13 protein-coding genes and 1 riboswitch (1 of these 14 running past the window's edge) are annotated in these 21,393 nt (G+C 74.9%); of the genes, 7 read left to right on the plus strand and 6 right to left on the minus strand.

What is annotated here, in order from left to right; all coding sequences use genetic code 11:
• On the plus strand, positions 1-857 hold the 3' portion of the coding sequence (locus tag Sdia_RS03985) for an MFS transporter (protein ID WP_189501125.1). 475 nt of this gene lie to the left of the window's left edge; only the last 857 of its 1,332 coding nucleotides appear in the window; its start codon lies off the left edge, out of view; it ends in the stop codon at positions 855-857.
• Between the two features lie 59 nt (positions 858-916).
• Here the strand turns inward: Sdia_RS03985 and Sdia_RS03990 are convergent, their stop codons facing one another.
• Entirely contained in the window at positions 917-2,572 is a 1,656-nt protein-coding gene (locus Sdia_RS03990; protein ID WP_189501123.1) for an ATP-binding SpoIIE family protein phosphatase, read from the minus strand.
• 268 nt (positions 2,573-2,840) lie between these two features.
• Positions 2,841-4,310, minus strand: a complete 1,470-nt coding sequence (locus Sdia_RS03995; protein ID WP_189501120.1) for an NAD(P)/FAD-dependent oxidoreductase — start codon at positions 4,308-4,310, stop codon at positions 2,841-2,843.
• 349 nt (positions 4,311-4,659) lie between these two features.
• Between Sdia_RS03995 and Sdia_RS04000 the strand changes: the two genes are divergently transcribed.
• A complete protein-coding gene (locus Sdia_RS04000) occupies positions 4,660-5,403 on the plus strand; it encodes a TetR/AcrR family transcriptional regulator (RefSeq protein WP_181843927.1) in 744 nt (247 codons plus the stop codon).
• Positions 5,404-6,893: 1,490 nt separating this feature from the next.
• On the plus strand, positions 6,894-8,885 hold the full coding sequence (locus Sdia_RS04005) for a sigma-70 family RNA polymerase sigma factor (protein ID WP_189501118.1): 1,992 nt from the start codon (positions 6,894-6,896) through the stop codon (positions 8,883-8,885).
• A gap of 7 nt (positions 8,886-8,892) precedes the next feature.
• Here Sdia_RS04005 and Sdia_RS04010 read toward each other — a convergent pair whose 3' ends face one another.
• On the minus strand, positions 8,893-11,106 hold the full coding sequence (locus Sdia_RS04010) for an asparagine synthase-related protein (protein ID WP_189501116.1): 2,214 nt from the start codon (positions 11,104-11,106) through the stop codon (positions 8,893-8,895).
• A gap of 581 nt (positions 11,107-11,687) precedes the next feature.
• Between Sdia_RS04010 and Sdia_RS04015 the strand changes: the two genes are divergently transcribed.
• The 4 genes from Sdia_RS04015 to Sdia_RS04030 all read left to right on the plus strand — a co-directional run bounded on the left by Sdia_RS04015 (position 11,688) and on the right by Sdia_RS04030 (position 17,292).
• Positions 11,688-13,109 (plus strand): NsdA family TPR-like regulatory protein, encoded by a 1,422-nt coding sequence (locus tag Sdia_RS04015; RefSeq protein ID WP_100457568.1) that lies wholly within the window; start codon positions 11,688-11,690, stop codon positions 13,107-13,109.
• Between the two features lie 179 nt (positions 13,110-13,288).
• Positions 13,289-14,488, plus strand: a complete 1,200-nt coding sequence (gene lhgD, locus Sdia_RS04020; RefSeq protein ID WP_189501114.1) for an L-2-hydroxyglutarate dehydrogenase — start codon at positions 13,289-13,291, stop codon at positions 14,486-14,488.
• A gap of 202 nt (positions 14,489-14,690) precedes the next feature.
• Complete coding sequence (trmB, locus tag Sdia_RS04025; RefSeq protein ID WP_115067651.1) at positions 14,691-15,584, plus strand: tRNA (guanosine(46)-N7)-methyltransferase TrmB; 894 nt, start codon at positions 14,691-14,693, stop codon at positions 15,582-15,584.
• Positions 15,585-15,732: 148 nt separating this feature from the next.
• Positions 15,733-17,292: a PrsW family intramembrane metalloprotease gene (locus tag Sdia_RS04030; protein WP_189501112.1), complete on the plus strand. Its 1,560-nt coding sequence runs from the start codon at positions 15,733-15,735 to the stop codon at positions 17,290-17,292.
• Between the two features lie 50 nt (positions 17,293-17,342).
• Here Sdia_RS04030 and Sdia_RS04035 read toward each other — a convergent pair whose 3' ends face one another.
• The 3 genes from Sdia_RS04035 to Sdia_RS04045 all read right to left on the minus strand — a co-directional run bounded on the left by Sdia_RS04035 (position 17,343) and on the right by Sdia_RS04045 (position 21,347).
• Positions 17,343-18,287 (minus strand): aldo/keto reductase, encoded by a 945-nt coding sequence (locus Sdia_RS04035; RefSeq protein WP_124287470.1) that lies wholly within the window; start codon positions 18,285-18,287, stop codon positions 17,343-17,345.
• A 384-nt stretch (positions 18,288-18,671) separates the two neighbouring features.
• Complete coding sequence (locus tag Sdia_RS04040; RefSeq protein WP_115067649.1) at positions 18,672-19,736, minus strand: M23 family metallopeptidase; 1,065 nt, start codon at positions 19,734-19,736, stop codon at positions 18,672-18,674.
• An 11-nt stretch (positions 19,737-19,747) separates the two neighbouring features.
• Positions 19,748-19,884, minus strand: a riboswitch (cyclic di-AMP (ydaO/yuaA leader).
• Between the two features lie 263 nt (positions 19,885-20,147).
• Positions 20,148-21,347 (minus strand): PP2C family protein-serine/threonine phosphatase, encoded by a 1,200-nt coding sequence (locus Sdia_RS04045; protein WP_100457562.1) that lies wholly within the window; start codon positions 21,345-21,347, stop codon positions 20,148-20,150.
• Positions 21,348-21,393 lie beyond the last annotated feature (46 nt).

The following is a 21,393-nucleotide window of genomic DNA, read 5'->3' on the forward strand; positions in this document are numbered from 1 at the left end:
CGTTCCTGCTGCTCTTCTCGATCGAAGCGGTGATGTTCCTGGTACTGGCCGGAGTCGCCCTCACCGTGCGGCTGCCGCACAGCTCCGTCGTGACGGACCAGGCTCCTGACGCGGAGGGGGCCACCGGCGGCGGGGGGATGCGGGCGCTGCTGCGCCATCGCGCCATGGTGCAGCTGTGCGTGCTCGGCTTCGTGCTGTTCTTCGCCTGCTACGGCCAGTTCGAGTCGGGGCTCTCCGCCTACGGCGTGGAGGCGGCCGGGATATCCCCGTCGACGCTGGGCGTGGCCCTGGCGGCCAACACCGCGATGATCGTGATCGCGCAGTTCGCGGTCTTGAAGCTGGTGGAGCAGCGCCGGCGCAGCCGGGTCGTGGCCCTGGTCGGGCTGATCTGGACGGTGGCGTGGCTGGCCGCCGGTTACGCCGGTCTCGGTCACGGCAGCGAAGCCATGGCGACGGCTGCCTTCATCTCCACGTACGCGCTCTTCGGGCTCGGCGAGGCGATGCTGGCGCCGACGGTGGCGCCGCTGGTGGCGGACCTGGCCCCGACACGGATGGTGGGGCAGTACAACTCGGCCTTCGCGCTGGTGAAGCAGTTGGCGCTGGCCGTCGGTCCCGCGGTGGGCGGGCCGATGGGGGCGACGCTGCACGGGCCGTACATCGTGACGTTCGTGCTGTTCTCGCTGCTGATATCGGTGCTGGCGCTGCGGCTGGGGCGCGTGCTGCTGCCGCAGCAGGACAAGCCGGAACCGGTGGGGTCCCGGGTGGTCGCGGTGCGCCTGCCCGAGGAGGAGGCCGCACCGGTGGCCACCGAGGCCGTACCGGTCATGGGCGCGGTCGAGGAGCCGGCGCGGGCGTAGGCCCCGGAGCCGCACGGCGCGCGTCCGTCCCGGTGCCGGGGCGGGCGCGCTTCCGCGTGTCAGGCCGCGGGGAGGGCGAATTCGCACCAGACGGACTTGCCGCCGCCGGGTGTGCGTCTGCTGCCCCAGCTGGAGGCGATGGTGGCGATGATCGCGATGCCGCGTCCGGCCTCGTCGCCCGCCTCGGCGCGACGGCGGCGCGGGAGGTGGTCGTCGCCGTCGGTGACCTCGATGATCAGGCGGCGGTCGGTCCGGCGCAGGCGCAGGCGCATCGGCGGTGTGCCGTGCTGGAGGGAGTTGGCCACCAGTTCGCTGGCGGCCAGCACGCCGAGGTCGTGCAGGTCGGACGGGAAGCGCCAGCTGGTCAGGACCCCGGAGGCGAAGGCACGGGCGCGGGGTGCGGCCTCGACGCCGCCGAGCAGGTCGAGTGCGGCGTTCCGGAAGAGTTCGGCGTCGCCGCCGGTGCGGGCGGGGTGCTGGAGGACGAGGACGGCGACGTCGTCGTCGTGGGTCTCGGTGACGCCGAGGGCGCGCATCAGGCGGTCGCAGACGACCTTGGGGCTGCCGGTGGCTCCGGCAAGGGCGGCTTCGAGGAGGTGGAGACCCTCGTCGATGTCGGCGTCGCGGCGTTCGACCAGGCCGTCGGTGTAGAGGACGGCGGTGGAGCCGGGGGCGAGCGGAATGGTGTCGGAGGTGTGCAGCCAGCCGCCGGTGCCGAGCGGCGGACCGGTGGGTTCCGGCGCACGGTGGATGGTGCCGTGCTCGTCGCGGACGAGGATCGGCAGGTGGCCGGCGGAGGCGTAGACGAGGCGGCCCTCGTTGGGGTCGTGAACGGCGTAGACGCAGGTGGCGATCTGGCTGGGGTCGATCTCGGTGGCGAGTCCGTCGAGGAGCTGGAGCACCTCGTGCGGGGGCAGGTCGAGCCGGGCGTAGGCGCGCACGGCGGTGCGCAGCTGGCCCATGACGGCGGCGGCGCGGACCCCCCGGCCCATGACGTCGCCGATGACCAGGGCGGTACGGCCGCCGCCGAGGGTGATCACGTCGTACCAGTCGCCGCCGACCGCCGCGTCGGCGCCGCCGGGCTGATAGGTGGCGGCGATGCGCAGGTCGTCGGGTTGTTCGAGTTCCTGCGGGAGCAGGGAGCGCTGGAGGGTGACGGCGGTCTCGCGCTGGCGGCGCTCGCTGGCGCGCAGCCGTTCGGCGGCGTCGGCCTGGTCGGTAACGTCGGCGGCGAAGACCAGGACCCCGGATTCGGCGCTCTGGGTGGTGCCGTCCTCCGGGCGCGCGCCGCCGTCGCCGGTGACGGGGACCGCGACCGGGGTGCAGGTGAAGGTGTACGAGCGGCCCCCGGGAAGTCGGCGTGATTTCACCGTGCGCGGTCGCCCGCTGCGCAGGACCTGGTCGAGGAGGGGGAGGAGGCCCAGCTCCTCGAGTTCGGGCATGGTCTCGTCGGCGGGGCCGCCGACCGGGCGGGCGCCGAACGCCTCTGTGTAGGCGTCGTTGACGTACGCGATGTGGTGTGCGGGCCCCTGGAGGACCGCGACCAGGGCCGGGACGCGGTCCAGGACGGCGCGCACGGGCAGGTCTTCGAGGCGTAGGGCGGGGCCGGTGGGGGCGGTGCCCGCGCGGGCGGCCGGGACGGCGCCCGTGTCGGCGCGGCGGGTGGTGCGGCGTTGGGTGCCGGGGAACCGGGGGCTCCATCGTGTGAAGTTCACCGATTCTCGCCTCGTGTTGTCGTGTGCGGGGTGGGGCGGGTGAGGGTCCGGTCCGGGTGGGAGCCGGAACGGGTGCTTCCCGGTGGGGCGGGGCGCTGGGTCATGCCTGTTGTGTCGCTTCCGGTGGGGCGTCGCCCGTCCGCGGCCGGTGGGTGGCGGCCGGGCGACGCCCGGCGGTCCGGAGCCCGACCATCGTCACACGGCCGGCCGGGCGGACCCGGTCGATTCCGTCAGACGCCTGTTGTTCGAAGGGGGTTCCGTTTGGTCGTCAGAAGGACTCGTTCGGGCGTTTGCTCCCGGCCGCGAGTTCGAACTCCGCTCGGGGGTGCTCCAGCGAGCCGAGGGAGACGATGTCGCGTTTGAAGAGGCCCGAGAGGGTCCATTCGGCCAGGACACGGGCCTTCCGGTTGAAGGTCGGCAGCCGCCCGAGGTGGTAAGCGCGGTGCATGAGCCAGGCAGGGTAGCCCTTCAGCTTGCGCCCGTGGATGTACGCGACCCCTTTGTGCAGCCCGAGGGAGGCGACCGATCCGGCGTGGCCGTGCCGGTACGGCCGCGGTGCGGTGCCACGCAACGAGGCCAGCAGGTTGTCGGCGAGCACCTTCGCCTGGCGGACGGCGTGCTGGGCATTGGGGGCGCACTCACGCGCTCCGGGTGGTGCGGAGGAGCGCGCGGAAGGATCGGGGTCGGAGCCGCGGTCCTCTTCGGCCGGGGCGCCCGCTCCGGCGGCCGGCTCCTGGACGACGGGGCCCACGGCGAGGTCGGGTACGGCCGCCGCGTCACCGGCCGCCCAGGCGTGCGGTGCGCCCACGACGGAGAGTTCGGGAGTGCAGCGCAGTCGGCCCCGCCCGTCGCGCGGCAGGTCCGTCGCCGCGAGGAGCGGGTGGGGTTTGACGCCGGCGGTCCACACCAGGGTGCGGGTGGGGTGCCGGGATCCGTCACTGAGTACCGCCACCCGGCGCTCGCAGCTCTCCAGACGCGTCCCGAGCCGGACGTCGACCTTGCGGCGGCGCAGCTCGCGCACGGTGTACCGGCCCATGTCCGGGCCGACTTCGGGCAGTATCCGGTCGGCGGCCTCGACCAGGACCCATTTCATGTCCTCGGGCCGGATGTTGTGGTAGTGCCGGGTGGCGTACCGGGCCATGTCCTCCAGCTCGCCGAGCGCCTCCACGCCCGCGTAGCCGCCGCCGACGAAGACGAAGGTCAGGGCCGCGTCGCGGAGGGCGGGATCGCGGGTGGAGGAGGCGATGTCCATCTGCTCCAGGACGTGGTTGCGCAGGCCGATCGCCTCCTCGACGGTCTTGAAGCCGATGCCGTGGTGGGCGAGGCCGGGGACGGGCAGGGTCCGCGAGACGGAGCCGGGGGCCATGACCAGTTCGTCGTAGGCCACTGCGAGCGGACCGGTGCCCTCGTCGTCGGTGGCCTTGGTGCGGACGAGGGCGGTGCGCGCGGCGTGGTCGACCGCCAGGGCCTCGCCGACCAGCAGGCGGCAGCCGCGCAGGACGCGGCGGAGGGGAACCACCACGTGTCGCGGCGAGATGGAGCCGGCCGCCGCCTCGGGCAGGAACGGCTGATAGGTCATGTACGGCTCGGGGGTGACGAGGACGACCTCCGTCTCCCGGGGTCTGCTCCTCGCGCGCAGCCGCAGGGCGGTGTACATGCCGACGCAGCCGCCGCCCACGATGAGGATGCGTGCCGGTCCGCTGCCGGAGGTCGTGTCCCGTGATTTCGAGGCCTTCACCTTCCCATGACGCACCGGCGGACGGACTTTGTCCACAGGCCCGACGATTCGTATGACCGGACGGCAGGAACGGCCGAGGAGGCCCAGAGGTTGGCCGGATCCGAAGTCACGCAGGTCAGGCAGGTGGTAACCATCGGTCACAGGGGGTGCATTGCGGGGTGAACCGGTGCGTACTTCGATCCGTGCGCGCCACGCCCGGAACGGGCCTCTTCTGAATTGACTCCGGCTCAACTATGTTCGTGACCCGTCGGAGTGCTGGGGGGTGCTCGCAGGCTGGCCGCTCCTCAGACGTCGCGACTCACATATGGCGGGGAGTCTCCGGGGGGAGACGCCATGACCGGGGGAACGCATGCATATTCAGGACTCTCAGTGGCCGGCGACGACGTCGACGGCGCCCAGAACCGCGCCGTCCGGCGCGGCAGGCCGCTCGGCGCCCTTGCGGGTGGACGCGCAGCGCAATCTCGAGCACGTGCTCCGCGCCGCCCGCGAGGTCTTCGGTGAACTCGGTTACGGCGCGCCGATGGAGGACGTCGCGCGCCGTGCCCGCGTCGGGGTCGGCACGGTCTACCGCCGCTTCCCCAGCAAAGACGTGCTGGTCCGGCGGATCGCGGAGGAGGAGACGGCCCGCCTGACCGACCAGGCCCGGGCGGCGCTCGGCCAGGAGGACGAGCCGTGGTCGGCGCTCTCCCGGTTCCTGCGCACCTCCGTCGAGTCCGGCGCGGGCCGGCTGCTGCCGCCGCGGATGCTCCGCGTCGAGGTCGGGTCCGCGCTGACCGGGCAGGAACCGGCCCGGGTGCCGCAGCAGCGGCAGGCCGAGCCCGCCCCGGGTGGCGAACTGCGGTTGGTCGAGCCCCGGGAGACGCCCGAGGCCGAGCAGGAGTCGGCGGGGACCGGCGCGCTGCTCGAGGTCGTCGGCCGTCTGGTGGACCGGGCCCGCGAGGCCGGTGAGCTGCGGGCCGACGTGACCGTCGCCGACGTCCTGCTGGTGATCGCCACGGCCGCGCCCGCGCTGCCGGACACCGCTCAGCAGACGGCCGCGTCGGAACGCCTGCTGGAGATCCTGCTCGAGGGGCTGCGTTCGCGGCCTGCCTGAGGCCGGTCACGGGTCAGGTTCCCCAGTCACCACGGTTGTCACCCGGTGGTCGCCGCTGCCGTCACGGCGGAGGCCGTCGCTGTGTGGGGCGGTTCCCGCTGCGCCGGGCTTCTGCGGGGCCGTGGGCCAGAGGGGCCGGGGCCCGTGCAAGGCGTAGACGGGGGCTCGGCCCGGCTCGTGCGGGCGCCGGAGGAGTCCGGCCAGTGCGGGCAACGTCCGGCCGGCTACGGCGTGCTCCCCGGCCCGGGGGGCGCGTGGAGCCCGGCGGGCCGGAGGCGCTGCGCCCCGCCCTTGCCGCCCTCGCCGGTGACTCGCGGGGCACCGCCCGCTCGGCGGAGTTGCGGACGGAGCCGCCGGCCGGGAGCGGCCCGGCTCGCGCCGCGGACCAGGAGGGTCTTCGGCTGAGGCGCCGTTGTGCCCCCCCTGCGGGTCGCCCGACGCCGATCGCACCGTCGCCGGGCCGCCGGGCGGGCTTCGTGAGGCCGGCCGGGTCCGGCCGCGGCAGCCGCTGAGGCGCTTGAGGGGGAATTGCCGGAGACGGCCGGGGTGGCCACTGCGACCCGGAGCCGGACAGCGAGGACGGACCGCGAGGGCGCGGCAGGCGAGGCCCCCGGCTGCCGGCCGAGAGCTTTGATGTCTCCACCACACTGCGCGAGGGCCTCGTCCGTCACCCACCCTGCCGCACTCGCCCCGCGCGCGCTCGTGGAGTGGGCGCCCCGCTCACCGTCCACCCGTGAGGGCGACCAGCGGCGCCGGCTCCGCCCGTACCGGCGCGCGAAGGTGGCACTGGTGTGCCGGCGCGCCCGTCACCTGAGGAGAAGCGGGACCGGGTCCGGAGGCGACGGGTTCCACCGCGCACAACCGCACCAGCACGGCCCACGCCTTGCGCGCCAAGGCGTGGTCCGGCCTGCCGACGCCTCGCGAAGCCTGGCCTCGTCCTGCTGGACGGCGGCCTCGCCGAACGGCCCGCGTCGGCGGTCCACGCCCGGCCCGCTCCCGCCGACGCCGTCCGGCGGGAGGGCACGTCCAAGGGCAGGGCGCCACCACCGGCTGCGCTCCGGCTCGTGCCGCGGGCCACTCCCACGACCTGACCACCGCGCGGCCTCGTCCGGCCGGGCGTGAGAACACAACAGGACCCCGGAGTCCCCAGGCGTAGGCGGCAGGACCGGGCGCACGCACCCCCACACATCTATCTGTGCTCGGCTGCCCGGCCCGGGAACGGCAGCGAACGCCTACGCGGGTTCGCGCCCGGGCGTCTCCTCGCGGTCGCCCCGCTCCCGGGCCACGACGACGCGTCCCGGAGATCCTCCGGAGACCGGCGGCTCCGGTTGCGCGGCGCATGATCTCCCCCAGAACCACCGATGTGAACGGAGTCAGCGGGAAAACCCCTCGGACGGGTGATCCGGATGCGTGTGAAGCATCGGGGGGAGCGGCCTGTGCCAGGCTTTCGCCCGCAAGCGTTTACGGGTCGGCCAGCGGGGGCTTCCGCCATGAGGGATGACGGTCCGAATCGGACGAGCGGCGGTACGTCGGAGGGGTGCGAACAGGGCCAGGTGCCCGCGCAGGGCGGCGGCGAGCAAGGCGGGGCGCGCGCACCGGCCGGCGCCCGGGCCCGGCCGCCACTCGTCCCTCCCGCCCCGGACGGCCTCACGGGCGTACCCGAGCAGCGGCGACGGGAGCTCGCCGAGGCGGAGTCGCCCGCGCCGCTCCCGGACGGACCGGCGCCCGACGCGGCCCTGGTGCACCGGATGCGCGGCGGCGACGACGGGGCGTACGAGGAGCTGTACCGGCGCCACGCCGAGGCGGTGCGCCGGTACGCGCGGACCTGCTGCCGGGACGCGCACACGGCGGAGGATCTGACCGCCGAGGTGTTCGCCCGCACCCTCCAGGCGGTGCATCGCGGCGCGGGGCCCACCCACGCGGTCCGCGCCTACCTCCTCACCACGGTGCGCCGGGTCGCGGCCGGCTGGACGCGCACCGCCCGTCGCGAGCAACTCGTCGAGGACTTCGCCGTCTTCGCCGCCCAGGCGGCGCGTACGGCCGAGGTGTCCGACGAGGACACCCTCGACCTCGGCGCGGACGTGCTGGCGATGCACGAGGCCGAGCAGTCGATGGCGATGCGCGCGTTCCGGACGCTGCCCGAGCGGTGGCAGGCGGTGCTGTGGCACACCGAGGTGGAGGACGAGTCGCCGAGCGAGGTGGCGACCCTGTTCGGGCTCGACGCCAACGGCACCCGGGTGCTCGCCTCCCGGGCGCGCGAGGGACTGAAGCAGGCGTACCTCCAGGCGCACGTCAGCACGGCGCTCACCCGGGACGAGGAGTGCGCCCGGTACGCGGACCGGCTCGGGGCGTACGCCCGGGGCGGGCTGCGTGCGCGGGCCGAGCAGGGCTTGCGCAAGCACCTCAAGGAGTGCTCGCAGTGCCAGTTGGCGGCGCTCCAGATCAAGGAAGTCGCCGGTGGCATCCCGGCGGTCGTCCCGGTGGCGGTCATCGGCTGGTTCGGCGCGGCGGGTTACGCCAAGGTGATGGCGCTGATCGGCGGCGGTGCGGCGGGCGCCGCGGGAGCCGGTTCCGCGGCGGCCTCCGGCGGCGCGGCGGGCGGCGCGGCCGCGGAAGGGGCCGGCACGCCCGTCAAGATCGGCATCGGTACGGCGCTCGCCGTCACGGCCGGCGTCGCGCTGGCCCTCGTCCTGATCGGTGACAGCGATCCGGCCGCCCCACCCCGCCAGAAGCCCCCGGTCGCCCAGCCGGCCGTCCCCCAGCCGCCGCCCTCCCCGGCGCCGGAACCTCCCGCTCCGGCCCCGCCCCCGGCAGCGGAGCCCACCCCCGAGCCGACACCGCGTCCGACTGCGGAGCCCACGCCGACGCCCACCCCGGCCCCGCCTCCCTCCCCCACGCCCGAGCCCGTCCCACCGTCCCCGACACCCGACCCCCCGGCCCCGGCGCCGCCTTCCCCGCCTCCCCTGGAGGCGTACCGCTGGAGTGAGCTGGCGTACGCCCCCCTCGGGGACGCCACACGGCCACGTATGCGGCCCGGCGAGAGCAGCTGGGTGTGGCAGCGGCAGGGGCTGTCGGTCGGTGGGACGACGTACCGGGACGGGGTCACGGTGCACGGTTCCTCGTCGGTGACCGTCGACCTGAACCGGCCCTGCACCGCGTACCAGGCGCTGGTGGGGATCGACGACCTCGCGATGGGACTGGGCGAGGCCCGGTTCTCGGTGCGGGCGGACGGGGTCACGCTGTGGAACTCGCCCTGGCTGACGGGCGGGGAACCGGCCGTTCCGGTACGGGTCGGGCTGGACGGGCGGAAGACCGTGACACTGGTCGCGGAGCCGAGGTCCGGCGTGGACAGCCTGACTCTCGCGGACTGGGCGGAGTCCCGGTTCACCTGCGAGGGGGCGTCAGCCGAGTCCGGGCAGGGCGCACGAGGGCACGGCGCGCAGGAGGCGCAGGGCGCACAGGGCGCGGAAGGAGCCGGATGAGCGCCGGTCAGCCGCGACCGGCGGCGCCGAGCGCGCCGCGCTGCGCCGGAGCGATTCCCTCGGGCACGGCCCGCTGACGCCGCGGCGAGGTGCCGGTCCAGCACGAGCCCCGGCGGGTGGCGAGGCGCCGCAGCCACAGCTCCACGGAGACCAGTTGGGTGAGCCCGTCGACGGGCAGCGGGTCCCCGTCGGCGGCGCCGCGCAGCGCGCGCCGCACGACCCGCGCCTCGACCAGCCCCGTCTGCGCGAGGAAGGGGGTGTCGAACAGGGCGACCAGTTCGGCCATGGCCACCCGCAGCCCGGTCCTGGCCGCGGTGGCGGCGGCACCCGGCTCGGGGGCGCCCCAGCCCGTCGGGAGTTCGGTGACCCCGGCGCCTTCGAGCACCGTCCGCAGCACCTCGGCGCGCGCGCCGGGACGTACCCGGAGCGATTCAGGGAGCGCACGGCAGGCCCGGACGACCTGGTTGTCGAGGTAGGGGGTGTGCAGGCGCTGGAAGCGGACCTCGGCGGCCTGTTCGAGGACGCGGAGGTCGGCGGCGTGGCGGGCCAGTGCGGCGCGGGCGCGGAACTCTCCGGGGCGCTGGCCGGGCCCGGGGCCTGGGCGGGCGGCGGCGTCGGCGAGGCGGAACGACACCTCGGCGAGGGCCTCGCCGGTGAGCCAGCGGGCGGCGGGCCCGGGTCTCGCCCAGGTGAGGGCGGCGAGGGAGGCGCCGACGGCGCCGGGGCTCTCGTCGAAGGTGCGGTGCAGCAGGCGGTCGGCGGCGGACTCGATGCCGGCCCGGTAGGGCGTTCTGGCGAGGCGGCGGGCGGCGGCGTAGACGCGGGCGGGGACGGTGGCGGAGCCGTCGGCACGGGTCAGGGCGGCCACGGGGCGGACCAGGTTGCGTCTGCGGCGGTCCATGAGCAGGTCGGCGAGGCGCGCCGGGTGGGCGTCGAGGACCTGGCGGGCGCCGTGGCCGGTGAGATGGTCGGCGCTGCCGGACTGGAGGCGCAGCCGGTGGCGGGCGGCGACCGCGAGGGTCGGGCCCGGCTCGTCGGTGAGCGGGCCGTCCAGCTCGGCGAAGGGCAGCGCGTCCTCGGCGCCGGTGACGACGACGTGGTGCAGGCGGGGGTCGGCCGCCAGCTCCGCCGCCCGCTCGGTCCCGGCTCCGGAACCGGCCGCGGAGAGGTCGTTGAAGGTGAGGGCGCGCAACCGCTCACCGGCGCCCGACCCGTGGCCGAGGACGGTGCCGGGCAGGCCGGGCAGCCCCGCCGCGAGCAACGCCAGAGTGGCGGAGGCGGGGCCTCCGGAAAGGTCGGCGCCCATGCCGGGGGCGGGCAGGCCGCGGGCGGCGCGGCGCTCGTGCGGGCCCATGCCGGGCACCGGGCCGGGGTCGGCGTCGAAGGCGGGAACGTGCCGGGGGGCGTCGAGGCGGGCCCGTACGGCCTCCACCAGCGCGTCGCGGACCCCGTCGACGGCGCTCCGGGCGTCGGTGGCGGGCGCGGCGACGGCGAGGGAGGCGACCGGTTCGTACCCGGCGATCTCGCGTGCGCCGTTGCGCAGGATGAGGGCGTGGCCCGGCGGGATGCGGTGGACGCCGAGGAAGGGGGTCGTGTCGTGGACGGCCTCGGGGACGTCGGGCAGTGCGAGGAGCGCGGCGAGGTGGCCGATGTCGAGCGGGGCGCCGATGAGGTCGGCGAGCGGCAGGGCGGCGGTGGCGTACGCGGTGCCGTGCGCCCAGGGGGTGTGGAAGACGGGGCGTGCGCCGGCGAGGTCGCCGAGGACGGTGGTGCGCCGGGCGGCCTGGACGACGGCGGTGTAGCTGCCGGGCCAGGCGGTGAGGTGGCGCAGGGCGCCGCCGCGGGCGGCGAACAGGCCCACCCGGAGTTGTTCGTCGGTGGCGGCGCAGGTGCCGAGGACGGCGATGCGGGTGTCGGCGTCGGCGCCGACGACCCGGATCTCGTCGGGCCGCCAGTCGCCGACGGCCCACAGCGGGTCGGGCCCGCCCCAGAGCAGCCGAGCGCCGACCGGCGTCAGCAGGCCACCGTCCTCGTCGTCGATGCCGACCGACTCGGCGCCCGCGCCGAAGGGGCCGGCGCCGGGTCCGGGGGCGTACGTGCCGTAGCCGAGGCCGGTGCCGTCCGGGGTGCTGCCGTGGGGCGCGTGGGGTGGCGGGCCGGGCGCGGCCTGGCGCGGACGGAGTCCGGTGGAGGCGCTGCTCCACCCCACCAACCACCGCATACGGCCTCCACAGGCTGTGGACAGAACAGGGTGCCGTGGGGAAACGCCCACGGTATGGGCACCATGCTGCCACGAAGGAGGCGCGCGGGAGCGCCTGCGTCGGCGCTCCCGCCATGCCGAATGCGCCCCTGGCAAGAGCCAGTTGGGCCGCTGCCGGGTCCCGGACCTGGCCGCTGCGGCGGAACCGTCGAGTTCCAGCCATTTCGAACCGGTCTACGAGACCGGCCGCGCCCTACGGCGTGTCGTGCGGTCCGGGAGGCGCCGAGAGCCTCCCGGACCGGGCCGTCGCCCGCGGGGATGAAGGCGACGGTGTCCCCCAGCCCACTGAACGCGGTGTCAGCGGGCCGACCCACGCACCGCTCATGGAAACGCCCGCCGGGTGGCCGGAGTAAGGCGCACGGCCGGGCGCACGGCCACACGCCCGGAGCACACTCCCTCCGTGCGCCCGCCGAGCACCGGCCACAATCCCGCCAACCGGAACTATGCCCCTTAACGCTTGGGATGCGGCGAACTACGCTGGGTTTACGAATGCCGGACGCCTATGCCGCGCCCCGGCAGCCGTCTGTGTCGAGGGGTGGCGCATGTCCAGGGAGCAACGCGGGCCGAACGAGAAACTCGGCACCGTTCTCGCCCTCGCGGGAATGAGCAACGCCGGGTTGGCACGCCGGGTCAACGACCTCGGCGCGCAGCGGGGGCTGACGCTCCGCTACGACAAGACCTCGGTCGCCCGTTGGGTGTCCAAGGGGATGGTGCCGCAGGGCGCCGCGCCCCATCTGATCGCGGCGGCCATCGGGCAGAAACTCGGCCGCCCGGTGCCGCTGCACGAGATCGGGCTGGCCGACGCCGACCCGGCACCGGAGGTGGGGCTCGCCTTCCCGCGCGACGTCGGGGCGGCGGTGAAGTCGGCCACCGAGCTGTACCGGCTGGATCTCGCGGGCCGGCGGGCCGGCGGCGGTATCTGGCAGTCCTTGGCCGGTTCCTTCGCCGTGAGCGCCTACGCGACCCCCGCGTCACGTTGGCTGATAACCCCGGCCGACTCCTCGGTCGCGCGGGAGGCCGCCCCCTCGGAGGGCGGCTCCCCCCGGCAGAGGGTCGGCCACGCCGACGTCCGCAAACTCAAGGAGGCCGCGGAGGACGCGCGCCGCTGGGACTCCAAGTACGGCGGCGGCGACTGGCGTTCGTCGATGGTTCCGGAGTGCCTCAGGGTCGAGGCGGCACCGCTGCTGCTCGGCTCGTACTCCGACGAGGTCGGCCGCGCCCTCTTCGGCGCCAGCGCCGAACTGACCCGGCTGGCGGGGTGGATGGCCTTCGACACCGGGCAGCAGGAGGCGGCTCAGCGGTACTACATCCAGGCGCTGCGGCTGGCCCGGGCGGCGGCCGACGTGCCGCTCGGGGGATACGTGCTGGCCACGATGTCGCTCCAGTCGACGTATCGGGGCTTCGGCGACGAGGGGGTGGACCTCGCGCAGGCCGCGGTGGAGCGCAACAGAGGGCTGGCCACGGCGCGCACCATGAGCTTCTTCCGGCTCGTCGAGGCGAGGGCGCACGCCCGCGCGGGCGACGCCCAGGCCGCGGGCGCCGCCCTGCGCGCGGCGGAGGGGTGGCTGGAGCGGGCCAGGGAGGGTGACGCGGACCCGCAGTGGCTCGGCTTCTACACCTACGACCGTTTCGCGGCCGACGCCGCCGAGTGCTACCGCGACCTGAAGGCTCCGCGCCAGGTCAGACGCTTCACCGAGCAGGCCCTCTCCCAGCCGACCGACGAGTTCGTCCGCTCGCACGGCCTGCGGCTGATCGTTTCCGCTGTCGCCGAGCTGGAGTCGGGCAACCTCGACGCCGCCTGCGAGCAGGGCGTCCGCGCACTGGAGGTGGCCGGCCGGATCTCCTCCGCCCGCACCACGGAGTACGTACGCGACCTGCTGCACCGCCTGGAGCCGTACGGCGACGAGCCACGCGTGGTGGAGCTGCGCGAGCGCGCCCGCCCGCTGCTGACCTCCCCGGCGTAGGGCGCACGGCCGCCGCGTGCCCGCCGCCGGTTCCCGGGTACGCGGGCCGGCGGCGCCCGGCGCACGGTGTGACGGACGCCACTGCCCGGGCGCGCCCGCACCACCCGTGATCACCGGGTGGCGGGTTTGAGGCCGCCGTCGCCGGCGCAAGCCACTATCGGGGCAGGGAGGTGGTGCGCGTGCGGGACGAGACCGACGTGGTGGTGATCGGCGGCGGGATCGTCGGGCTGTCGACGGCGTACGCGCTCCGCCGTCGACAGCCCGGCATCCGCGTGACGGTGCTGGAGAAGGAACAGGGCCCGGCCCGCCACCAGACGGGGCGCAACAGCGGCGTCATCCACAGCGGTGTCTACTACCGCCCCGGCTCCCTCAAGGCGCGGTACGCGACGCGGGGCGCCGCCGAGATGGTCCGGTTCTGCGCGGAGCACGGCATCCCCCACGAGGTCACCGGCAAGCTGATCGTCGCCACCGGCCGCGAGGAGCTGCCCCGCCTGCACGCCCTGGTCCAACGCGGCCGGGAGAACGGCATCCCGGTCCGCGAACTGGGCCCCTCCCAGATCTCCGAGTACGAGCCGGAGGTGCGTGGCCTCGCCGCCATCCACGTCGGCACGACCGGCGTCTGCGACTACGGCGCGGTCGCCCGGGCACTCGCCGGGTCCTCCGGGGCCGACATCCGGTACGGCGCGGAGGCCGACCTCATATCCCGCCGCCTCGGCCGGGGCGTGGCCGTGCGCACCAAGGACGGCACGGTGGTACGCGGCCGCGTGCTGGTGAACTGCGCGGGCCTGCACTGCGACCGCGTGGCCCGGCTGGCGGGCGACGACCCGAAGATGCGGATCGTCCCCTTCCGCGGCGAGTTCTACGACCTGGCCCGGCCCGAGCTGGTCCGCGGCCTGGTCTACCCGGTCCCCGACCCGGCCTTCCCCTTCCTGGGCGTCCACCTGACCCGTGGCGTGGACGGCGGTGTGCACGCCGGCCCGAACGCCGTCCTGGCCGCGGCCCGCGAGGGCTACTCCTGGCCGGTGGTGCGCCCCACCGATCTGGCGGAGACCCTTACCTGGCCGGGCTTCTGGCACCTCGCCCGCCGGCACGCGGGACACGGCCTCGGTGAGGTGGGCCGCTCCCTGTCGAAGGAGGCGTTCACCCGGGCGGTGCGCAGACTGCTGCCCGCCGTCCGTGAGAGCGACCTGGTGCGCGCCCCGGCCGGCGTCCGCGCCCAGGCGGTGCTGCGCGACGGCACGCTCGTCGACGACTTCCTCATCCGTCAGGGCCCCGGCACCGTCCACGTCCTCAACGCGCCCTCCCCGGCCGCCACCGCCTCCCTGCCGATCGGACGCGAGGTGGCCCGGCGGGCCCTGGAGGTGCTCGGGCGGGGCTGAGCGGAACGCTCCTCGCGGCCGCCGCCGCTTCGCGCCGGGCTCCGTAGACTGGAGGGCGTGGCGGCGGCACCGCCCCGTGACCCGCTCCTCCGGGGGCTCGGCACGCGGAGCCTCTCGTGTCCCGCCCCCGCGCCGGGCCGCGCCCCAGCCGTGCCCGGCGGACGCCCCCGTCCCCGTACGCCGAAATGCGGTACCCACTCCCGTGAGCAGCCAGAACGCGCCCCAGCCCCCCGCCCCCGCGACCGACGCCCCGGCCACCCCGCCGGTGGCGGCGGCGCCCCGCAGCGCCCGCACCTCGGCGGCGAAGCCGGAGCGCACCAGGATGTTCGCCGACGGCGCGGGCCCGGCGGCCGACCCGGCCGGCTCGCACTTCGAGCGGCGCATCCGCAGCTTCCAGCCGCGCCGCAGCCGGGTCACCACCGGTCAGGGCGAGGCGCTGCGGCGGCTCTGGCCGGTCTGGGGCATCGACGTGGACGGGCAGCGCGTGCTCGACCTCGACGAGATGTTCGGCGGACGGCCGGTGGTGCTGGAGATCGGCTTCGGCATGGGCGAGGCGACCGCGCGGATGGCCGCCGACGACCCCGACACCGGCATCCTCGCCGTCGACGTCCACACCCCCGGCCAGGGCAACCTCCTCAACCTCGCCGACCAGCTGGGCCTGGACAACGTCCGGGTGGCCAACGGGGACGCCGTCATCCTGCTCCGCGAGATGCTCGCCCGCGAGGCACTGGCCGGCCTGCGCGTCTACTTCCCCGACCCGTGGCCGAAGACCCGCCACCACAAGCGACGCCTCGTCCAGCCCGAGTTCCTGAGCCTGGCGGCGCCCCGGCTCGCGCCCGGCGCCCTCCTGCACTGCGCGACCGACTGGGAGCCGTACGCCGAGCAGATGCACGACGTCCTCAGCGCACACCCCGCCTACGAGAACACGGTGACGCTGCCCGGCCCCGCCGTGGAGGGCACGGACGGCGTGGTGCGGCACGGGTACGCGCCGCGTCCCGCGTTCCGGCCGCGTACCCGGTTCGAGGGGCAGGGGCTAGACAAGGGGCACGTCGTGCACGACCTGCTGTTCCGCAGGGCGGCGCCGGCCGCCGGCTGAGTCCGCCGGGCGGCCACCGGCGGGTGACGCGGTGAACCGGAATGGACGCCACCGGGTCACTGGGCGAGAAATCTCCCCAACGGTCTGTGGCGGTCTTTTCACTCGTCGGGACTAATCAGCCCTCCGGGAACTGGTTAGGGTCGTTCTCGTGATCCACAGCCCGTCGTACTCGGCCTCGCAGCCCGAGCAGCAGCACGGGGCCGGTGCCGAGGGCGCCGGTCCCGGCGAGGCGCTGCCGCCTCCTCCGCCGATGCCCCCGTATCCGGCCCCGCTCCCCCTCATGCGCTGGTGGCAGCGGCACGCCGTCCGCGTGGGGGTGCTGATCGGCCTGCTCACGGTCTCCGGCGGCATCATCCTCGCCCTGGTCCGCGAGCAGACCGGGACGCACGGCTTTCTCGTGGGACTCGGTCTGGCCCTGCTGCCGGTGCCGCTGCTCCTCGCCGTGTTCCGCTGGGTGGAGGCGGTCGAGCCGGGCCCCTGGCGGAACTTGGTCTTCTGCTTCGCCTGGGGCGCGTGCGCGGCCGCGCTGATCGCCATCGTCGCCAACACCCTGGCCACCGAGTGGCTCGTCGGCTCCACCCTGGAGCCCTTCACGGGCGGCGACGAGCCGCTGAGGCGCGACGCCGTCGGCGCCACCTACGTCGCTCCCGTCGTCGAGGAGTCCGCGAAGGCGCTCTCGGTGCTCCTGCTCTTCCTCTTCCGCAGGCAGCACTTCCGCGGCCTGCTGGACGGCGCGGTGACGGCCTGCCTCACCGGCGCCGGCTTCGCCTTCACCGAGAACATCCTCTACCTCGGGAACGCCTTCGGCCGCGACCAGTTGAGCGGCGACACCGGCATGGCCTCGGTGACCGCCGCCACCTTCTTCGTCCGCATCGTGCTGTCGCCCTTCGCCCACCCGCTCTTCACTCTCCTCACCGGGATCGGCTTCGGACTGGCGGCCCGCTCCGGTGGCCGCCGTCGGCTGCGCCGGGTCCTCCTGCCGCTGGCCGGCCTGCTCCTCTCCATCGGCATGCACGGCCTGTGGAACGGCTCGGCCACCCTGATGGGCCCCTTCGGCTTCATCACCGTCTACGCCCTGGTGATGGTTCCGGTCTTCGGCCTCTCCGTCTGGCTCCTGGTGTGGGCCCGCGCCGACGTCCTGCGCGCCGTCCGCGCCCACCTCCCGGCGTACGTGGCCGCGGGCTGGCTCGCCCCGACGGAACCGGTCGCCCTCGCCACGATGAACGCCAGGCATCTGGCCCGCGACCACGCCCGGCGCTCCGGCGGGCGCGGAGCGGTGCGGGCCCTGGCCGCCTACCAACGCGACGCGACCTCCCTGGCCCTGCTGCGCCGCCGCGGTGAACGGGGCCAGGCCGAGGCCGACTTCGTCGAGCGCGAGCGCGCCCTGCTCGACTCACTCTGGGAGCGCCGCGGGGCCGTGCGCCCGGCCCAGTCGCACGCCGCCCGCCTGCTGGCGCCTGCGCCGCCCGCGATGTGGCTGCCGCACCGGCACGGCGGCTGGGGCTGGGGCTGGGGCGCACCGTACGGGCCCCCGGGGTACGGCGGGGCGCCGTGGGGCGCGCCGTGGCCGGGGCCAGCCGCGCCGTGGCCGGGTGCCGCACCGGCGGGGTATCCGGCCCACTTCGGCGGCCCCGGACACCCGGCCCCCTCGGCGCCGCACTCGTGGCCGTACGCCCCGCCGCCGCACATACCCCCGAAGCACCGCTGACCCGTTGCGCCCCGGCCCGGCCGGATCCGGGCGGTTCAGGTCCGCCCGGTTCAGGCCGACGCGACCGTGAGCAGCCTCAGTTCGTCCTCGGTCAGCGTGAGGTCGGCGACGGCCAGCAGCGCGGGGAGCTGTTCGACCGTGCGGGCGCTGGCGATCGGGGCGGCCACGGTCGGGCGGGCGGCGAGCCAGGCGAGGGCGACCGACGCCACCTCGGCGCCGTGAGCCTCGGCGACGGTGTCGAGGGCGGCGAGGACCTTCTGGCCGCGCCCGGTCGACAGATGCTTCTCGGCGCCCTCCGCCCGGGGGCTCGCCACGGAGGTGCCCGGCCGGTACTTGCCCGTCAGGAACCCGCTGGCGAGGGCGTAGTACGGCACCGCCGCCAGGCCCGCGCGCGAGGCGACTTCCTGGAGCGGGCCCTCGTAGGTGTCCCGGGAGACGAGGTTGTAGTGCGGCTGGAGCGCGGCGTACCGGGTCAGGCCCTCCCGGTCGGAGAAGTCGAGGGACTCCTGGAGGCGTTCTGGGCTGATGTTGGAGGCGGCGACGGCTCGTACCTTGCCCGCCTTCACCAGGTCGTCGAGGGCGGTCACGATCTCCTCGACCGGCACGGCGGGGTCGTCGAAGTGGGTGTAGTACAGGTCGATCCGGTCGGTGCCGAGCCGCCGCAGCGACTCCTCGGCCGCCGCCTTCACGTTGCCGGCGGAGAGCCCCTTGAACTGCGGATGGCCGCCCACCTTGGTGGCCACGACGATCTCGTCGCGGTTGCCGCGCGACGCCAGCCACTTGCCGATCAGGGTCTCGGACTCGCCGCCCTCGTTCCCCGGCACCCAGGAGGAGTAACTGTCCGCGCTGTCGAGGAAGTTGCCGCCCGCAGCGGTGTAGGCGTCGAGGACGGCGAAGGACTGCGCCTCGTCCGCGGTCCAGCCGAAGACGTTGCCTCCGAGGGCCAGCGGGAAGACGTCGAGATCAGAGCTGCCGAGAGGCCGGAGAGAGGTCATGGATGGATCAACAAACGAGGCCGGGCGCCCATTCCCCCCGGTCGGGTCGCGCCGGGCGAGACGGCGCTGGATGCCGCGTGCGGAGGAGGCGCACAGGTCCGGCGGCCCTGACGTCGGGGGGTAGCCGTCAGGACCGCCGGAGTTCAGCCCGCCCGTGCGGGGCGTCAACAGCCCCGGCACGGCCGGTGATCCGCGCCGACGCAGCCGCGGCAGCGCGGGAGAGCAGGGGGTGGAGGAAGGGCGACCGGCGAACAGCCGAGGCGCACACCGGCGGCGGGTGCCGACACACTTGACGCCCAGCCGCGACCGGCCATGGCAGGCAGTCCGGACGGGCCGGCCCCGGACGTACGGATCGTCCCGGGGCGGCCCCTCGGCGGCCTGTCGTCAGATGTTGAGGCCCTTGCTCCGCAGCCAGCTGAGCGGGTCGACGCCGTCGCCGCCACCCGGGTGGATCTCCAGGTGCAGATGGGGGCCGGTGACGTTGCCGGTCGCGCCGACGCGGCCGATGACATCGCCGGTGGTGACCTTCTGCCCCACGCTGACCGACATCGACGACTGGTGGGAGTACCAGAGTTCGGTGCCGTCCTCCAGCTCCAGGATGGTCCGGTAGCCGTACGAGCCGGCCCAGCCCGCTTCCTTGATGGTGCCGGAGTGGATCGCCTTCAGCGGCGTCCCGGTGGGAGCCGCGAAGTCGAGACCGGTGTGGTAGCCGGAGGACCACATGGCGCCCGCCTGACCGTAGGTCGAGGTCAGGGTGTAGGAGGTGGTGGGGAGCGAGAAACTGGCGGCGAGCTTGGCGAGGCGCTCGGCCTCCGCCTTCTTCCGCTTCTCCTCGGCCTTCTTCCGTTCCTCCTCGGCCAGCTTCTTCTCCGCGGCCTCCTGGACCTTCGCGGCCTCGGCGGCGGCCTGCTCGGCCGCGGCCTGCTCGGCGGCGCGGGCGACGCTCTGGTCGGCCTGGTCCTGCTGGTGCTCGGCCTGCTGCATGATGCGGGCCCGCAGTGCCTCGCCCGCGTCGGTGGTGCCCTGCTCGGCGTCGGCGACGGTGACCCCGGCGCCGGTGAGCGGACTGGCGGTGACCTGTGTGTCGGACTCGTCCGACCCCAGCAGGGAGCCGACGCCCGGCAGCGAACCGGCGTCAGGGAGCGACGCCTTGACGGTGGAGAGGTCGGGCAGGGAGATGGAGACCGGGGGCTTCTCCTTGGCGGTGGCGATACCGCCGGCGCCCACCGCGGCGATGACGCCGACGCCGAGGACGGTGGAGGAGCGGGCCAGGCCACCGCCGCGCTGCTTCGCGACACGGTGCCGGCCGCGGACGGGACGGATGGACTCCTCGGTGGGATTCCATTCCTCCCACGGCCCCCCGGCGGGTCCGTAGGCCGCGGGGCCGGCGGTGCGGTCCTCGTCGTTCGGCACGAACAGGGCCTCAGGGGCAGGACGGTTCGACGCCACGCGGGCGCTCTCCTTTCCTTCCTTCTCGCCTACCGGGTTAGCTGACGGGTTCGGAGCAGGAAGGTCTCCTACGGGCGCCTCGAAAGGCGTCCGATTCACCCCAAGGATTGGTTCCCCGGTTCCCTACGGGATTCGGCGCGTGCGCGCGGAGCCGTCTCGGGTGACGGCCGGGACAACCGCGCTGCGTTATCGAACGTTAATAGACACCCGTGCCGGATTCCAAGCCGTTCCAGGTGATCGTTGGCGTCAGGACGCCGGACGTACCGGGGCACCGAGGGGCGGACTCGGGCGAGTCGCCTGCACAGAACCACCACGACGCCGCCTGACGGTGTGTCAGTTGTTATGCGATGAGCGCTCGCCCGCTCACCAACAGTGACGCGCCTTCGGTGGCGTCCACCGGTCCACGGTGCCTCAGGGGCGGCGCAACGCCAGCAACGCCATGTCGTCCTGCGGTCCGCCGCCGGTGTGCACGCGGACCTCCTCGGAAAGTGTCTCCAGCAAGTGGTCGGGGGCACCGAAGCGACGGCCCGTCAGCCGTGCCGCCGGGTCGTAGAAGACCCCGCGGCGGTCGCGCGCCTCCGTCAGCCCGTCGGTGAACAGCAGCAGGATGGCGCCGGACGGGAACGGCGCGGTGTCCGACCGGTCCGGCCACGCCCCGAGGTCCCCCATGCCGAGCGGAAGCGCGGGCTGGGCCGGCACCAGCACGCGCACCCGTCCGTCCCTGTCGAGCAGCAGCGGCTCGGGGTGCCCCCGGTTGACCGTGCGGACGACGGACTGCCCAGGCGGGATCTCAGCCAGCAACGCGGTGGTGAACCCTTCGAACTGGTCGAGCCCCTCCCGCCGTACGCCTTCGCGGGCGAGGGCGCGTTCGAGGCGCTGGGCGACCATCTCCAGGCTCGACTCCTGCTCGGCCGCCTCCCGGAACGCACCGATCACCACGGCGACCGCCTCCACCGCGCCGAGCCCCTTGCCGCGTACGTCGCCGACCAGCAGCCGCACCCCGTGCGGGGTCTCCTGCACGGCGTACAGGTCGCCGCCGATGAGCGCGTCGGCCTGGGCGGCCTCGTAGCGGGCGGCCACGTCGAAGCCGCCGATGCGCTCGGCCGGGATGGGCAGCACGGCACGCTGGGCGGCCTCGGCGATGTTGCGGGCGGTGGCGAGTTCCTCGCCGCTGCGGCTCACCACCCGGTTGCTGAGCACGGCGAGGAGGCCGCAGGTCAGGATGGTCAGCAGCTCGGTGGTCGAGTCGACCTCACCCAGCGTCCCGGCCTGCCATTGGAGGAGGCTCACCGCGGCCAGCGCGACGGCCCCGGTGGCCACCGTGCCGAGGAGGGAGAAGAACGGGGCGGCGATCAGGGGCGCGGCGGCGTAGAGCGGACTGGCGTTGAAACGGGGTGGCGCCGCCTCGTCGAAGATGACCCCGGCCACGATCAGCACCGCGGGCAGCAGCTGTACCAGTGCCCGGGATCTGCTCGCCGTACGCCGGTCGCTCTTGTAGTTGCCGAGGGGAGTGCGTCCGTTACCGCCGCGCCTCGCCGACGCCCCTTCCGCGGAAGGCTCCTCGGCAGCCGGTCGGCCCGTCTCCCGCTCCGCGTCGCCGCGTTTCCCCACCAGCCCGTCTCCTGATCCATCGGCCGGCCCCCGGTCGGCCCGGCCC

The sequence above is a fragment of the Streptomyces diastaticus subsp. diastaticus genome, assembly GCF_011170125.1.
Lineage (GTDB): Bacteria > Actinomycetota > Actinomycetes > Streptomycetales > Streptomycetaceae > Streptomyces > Streptomyces diastaticus.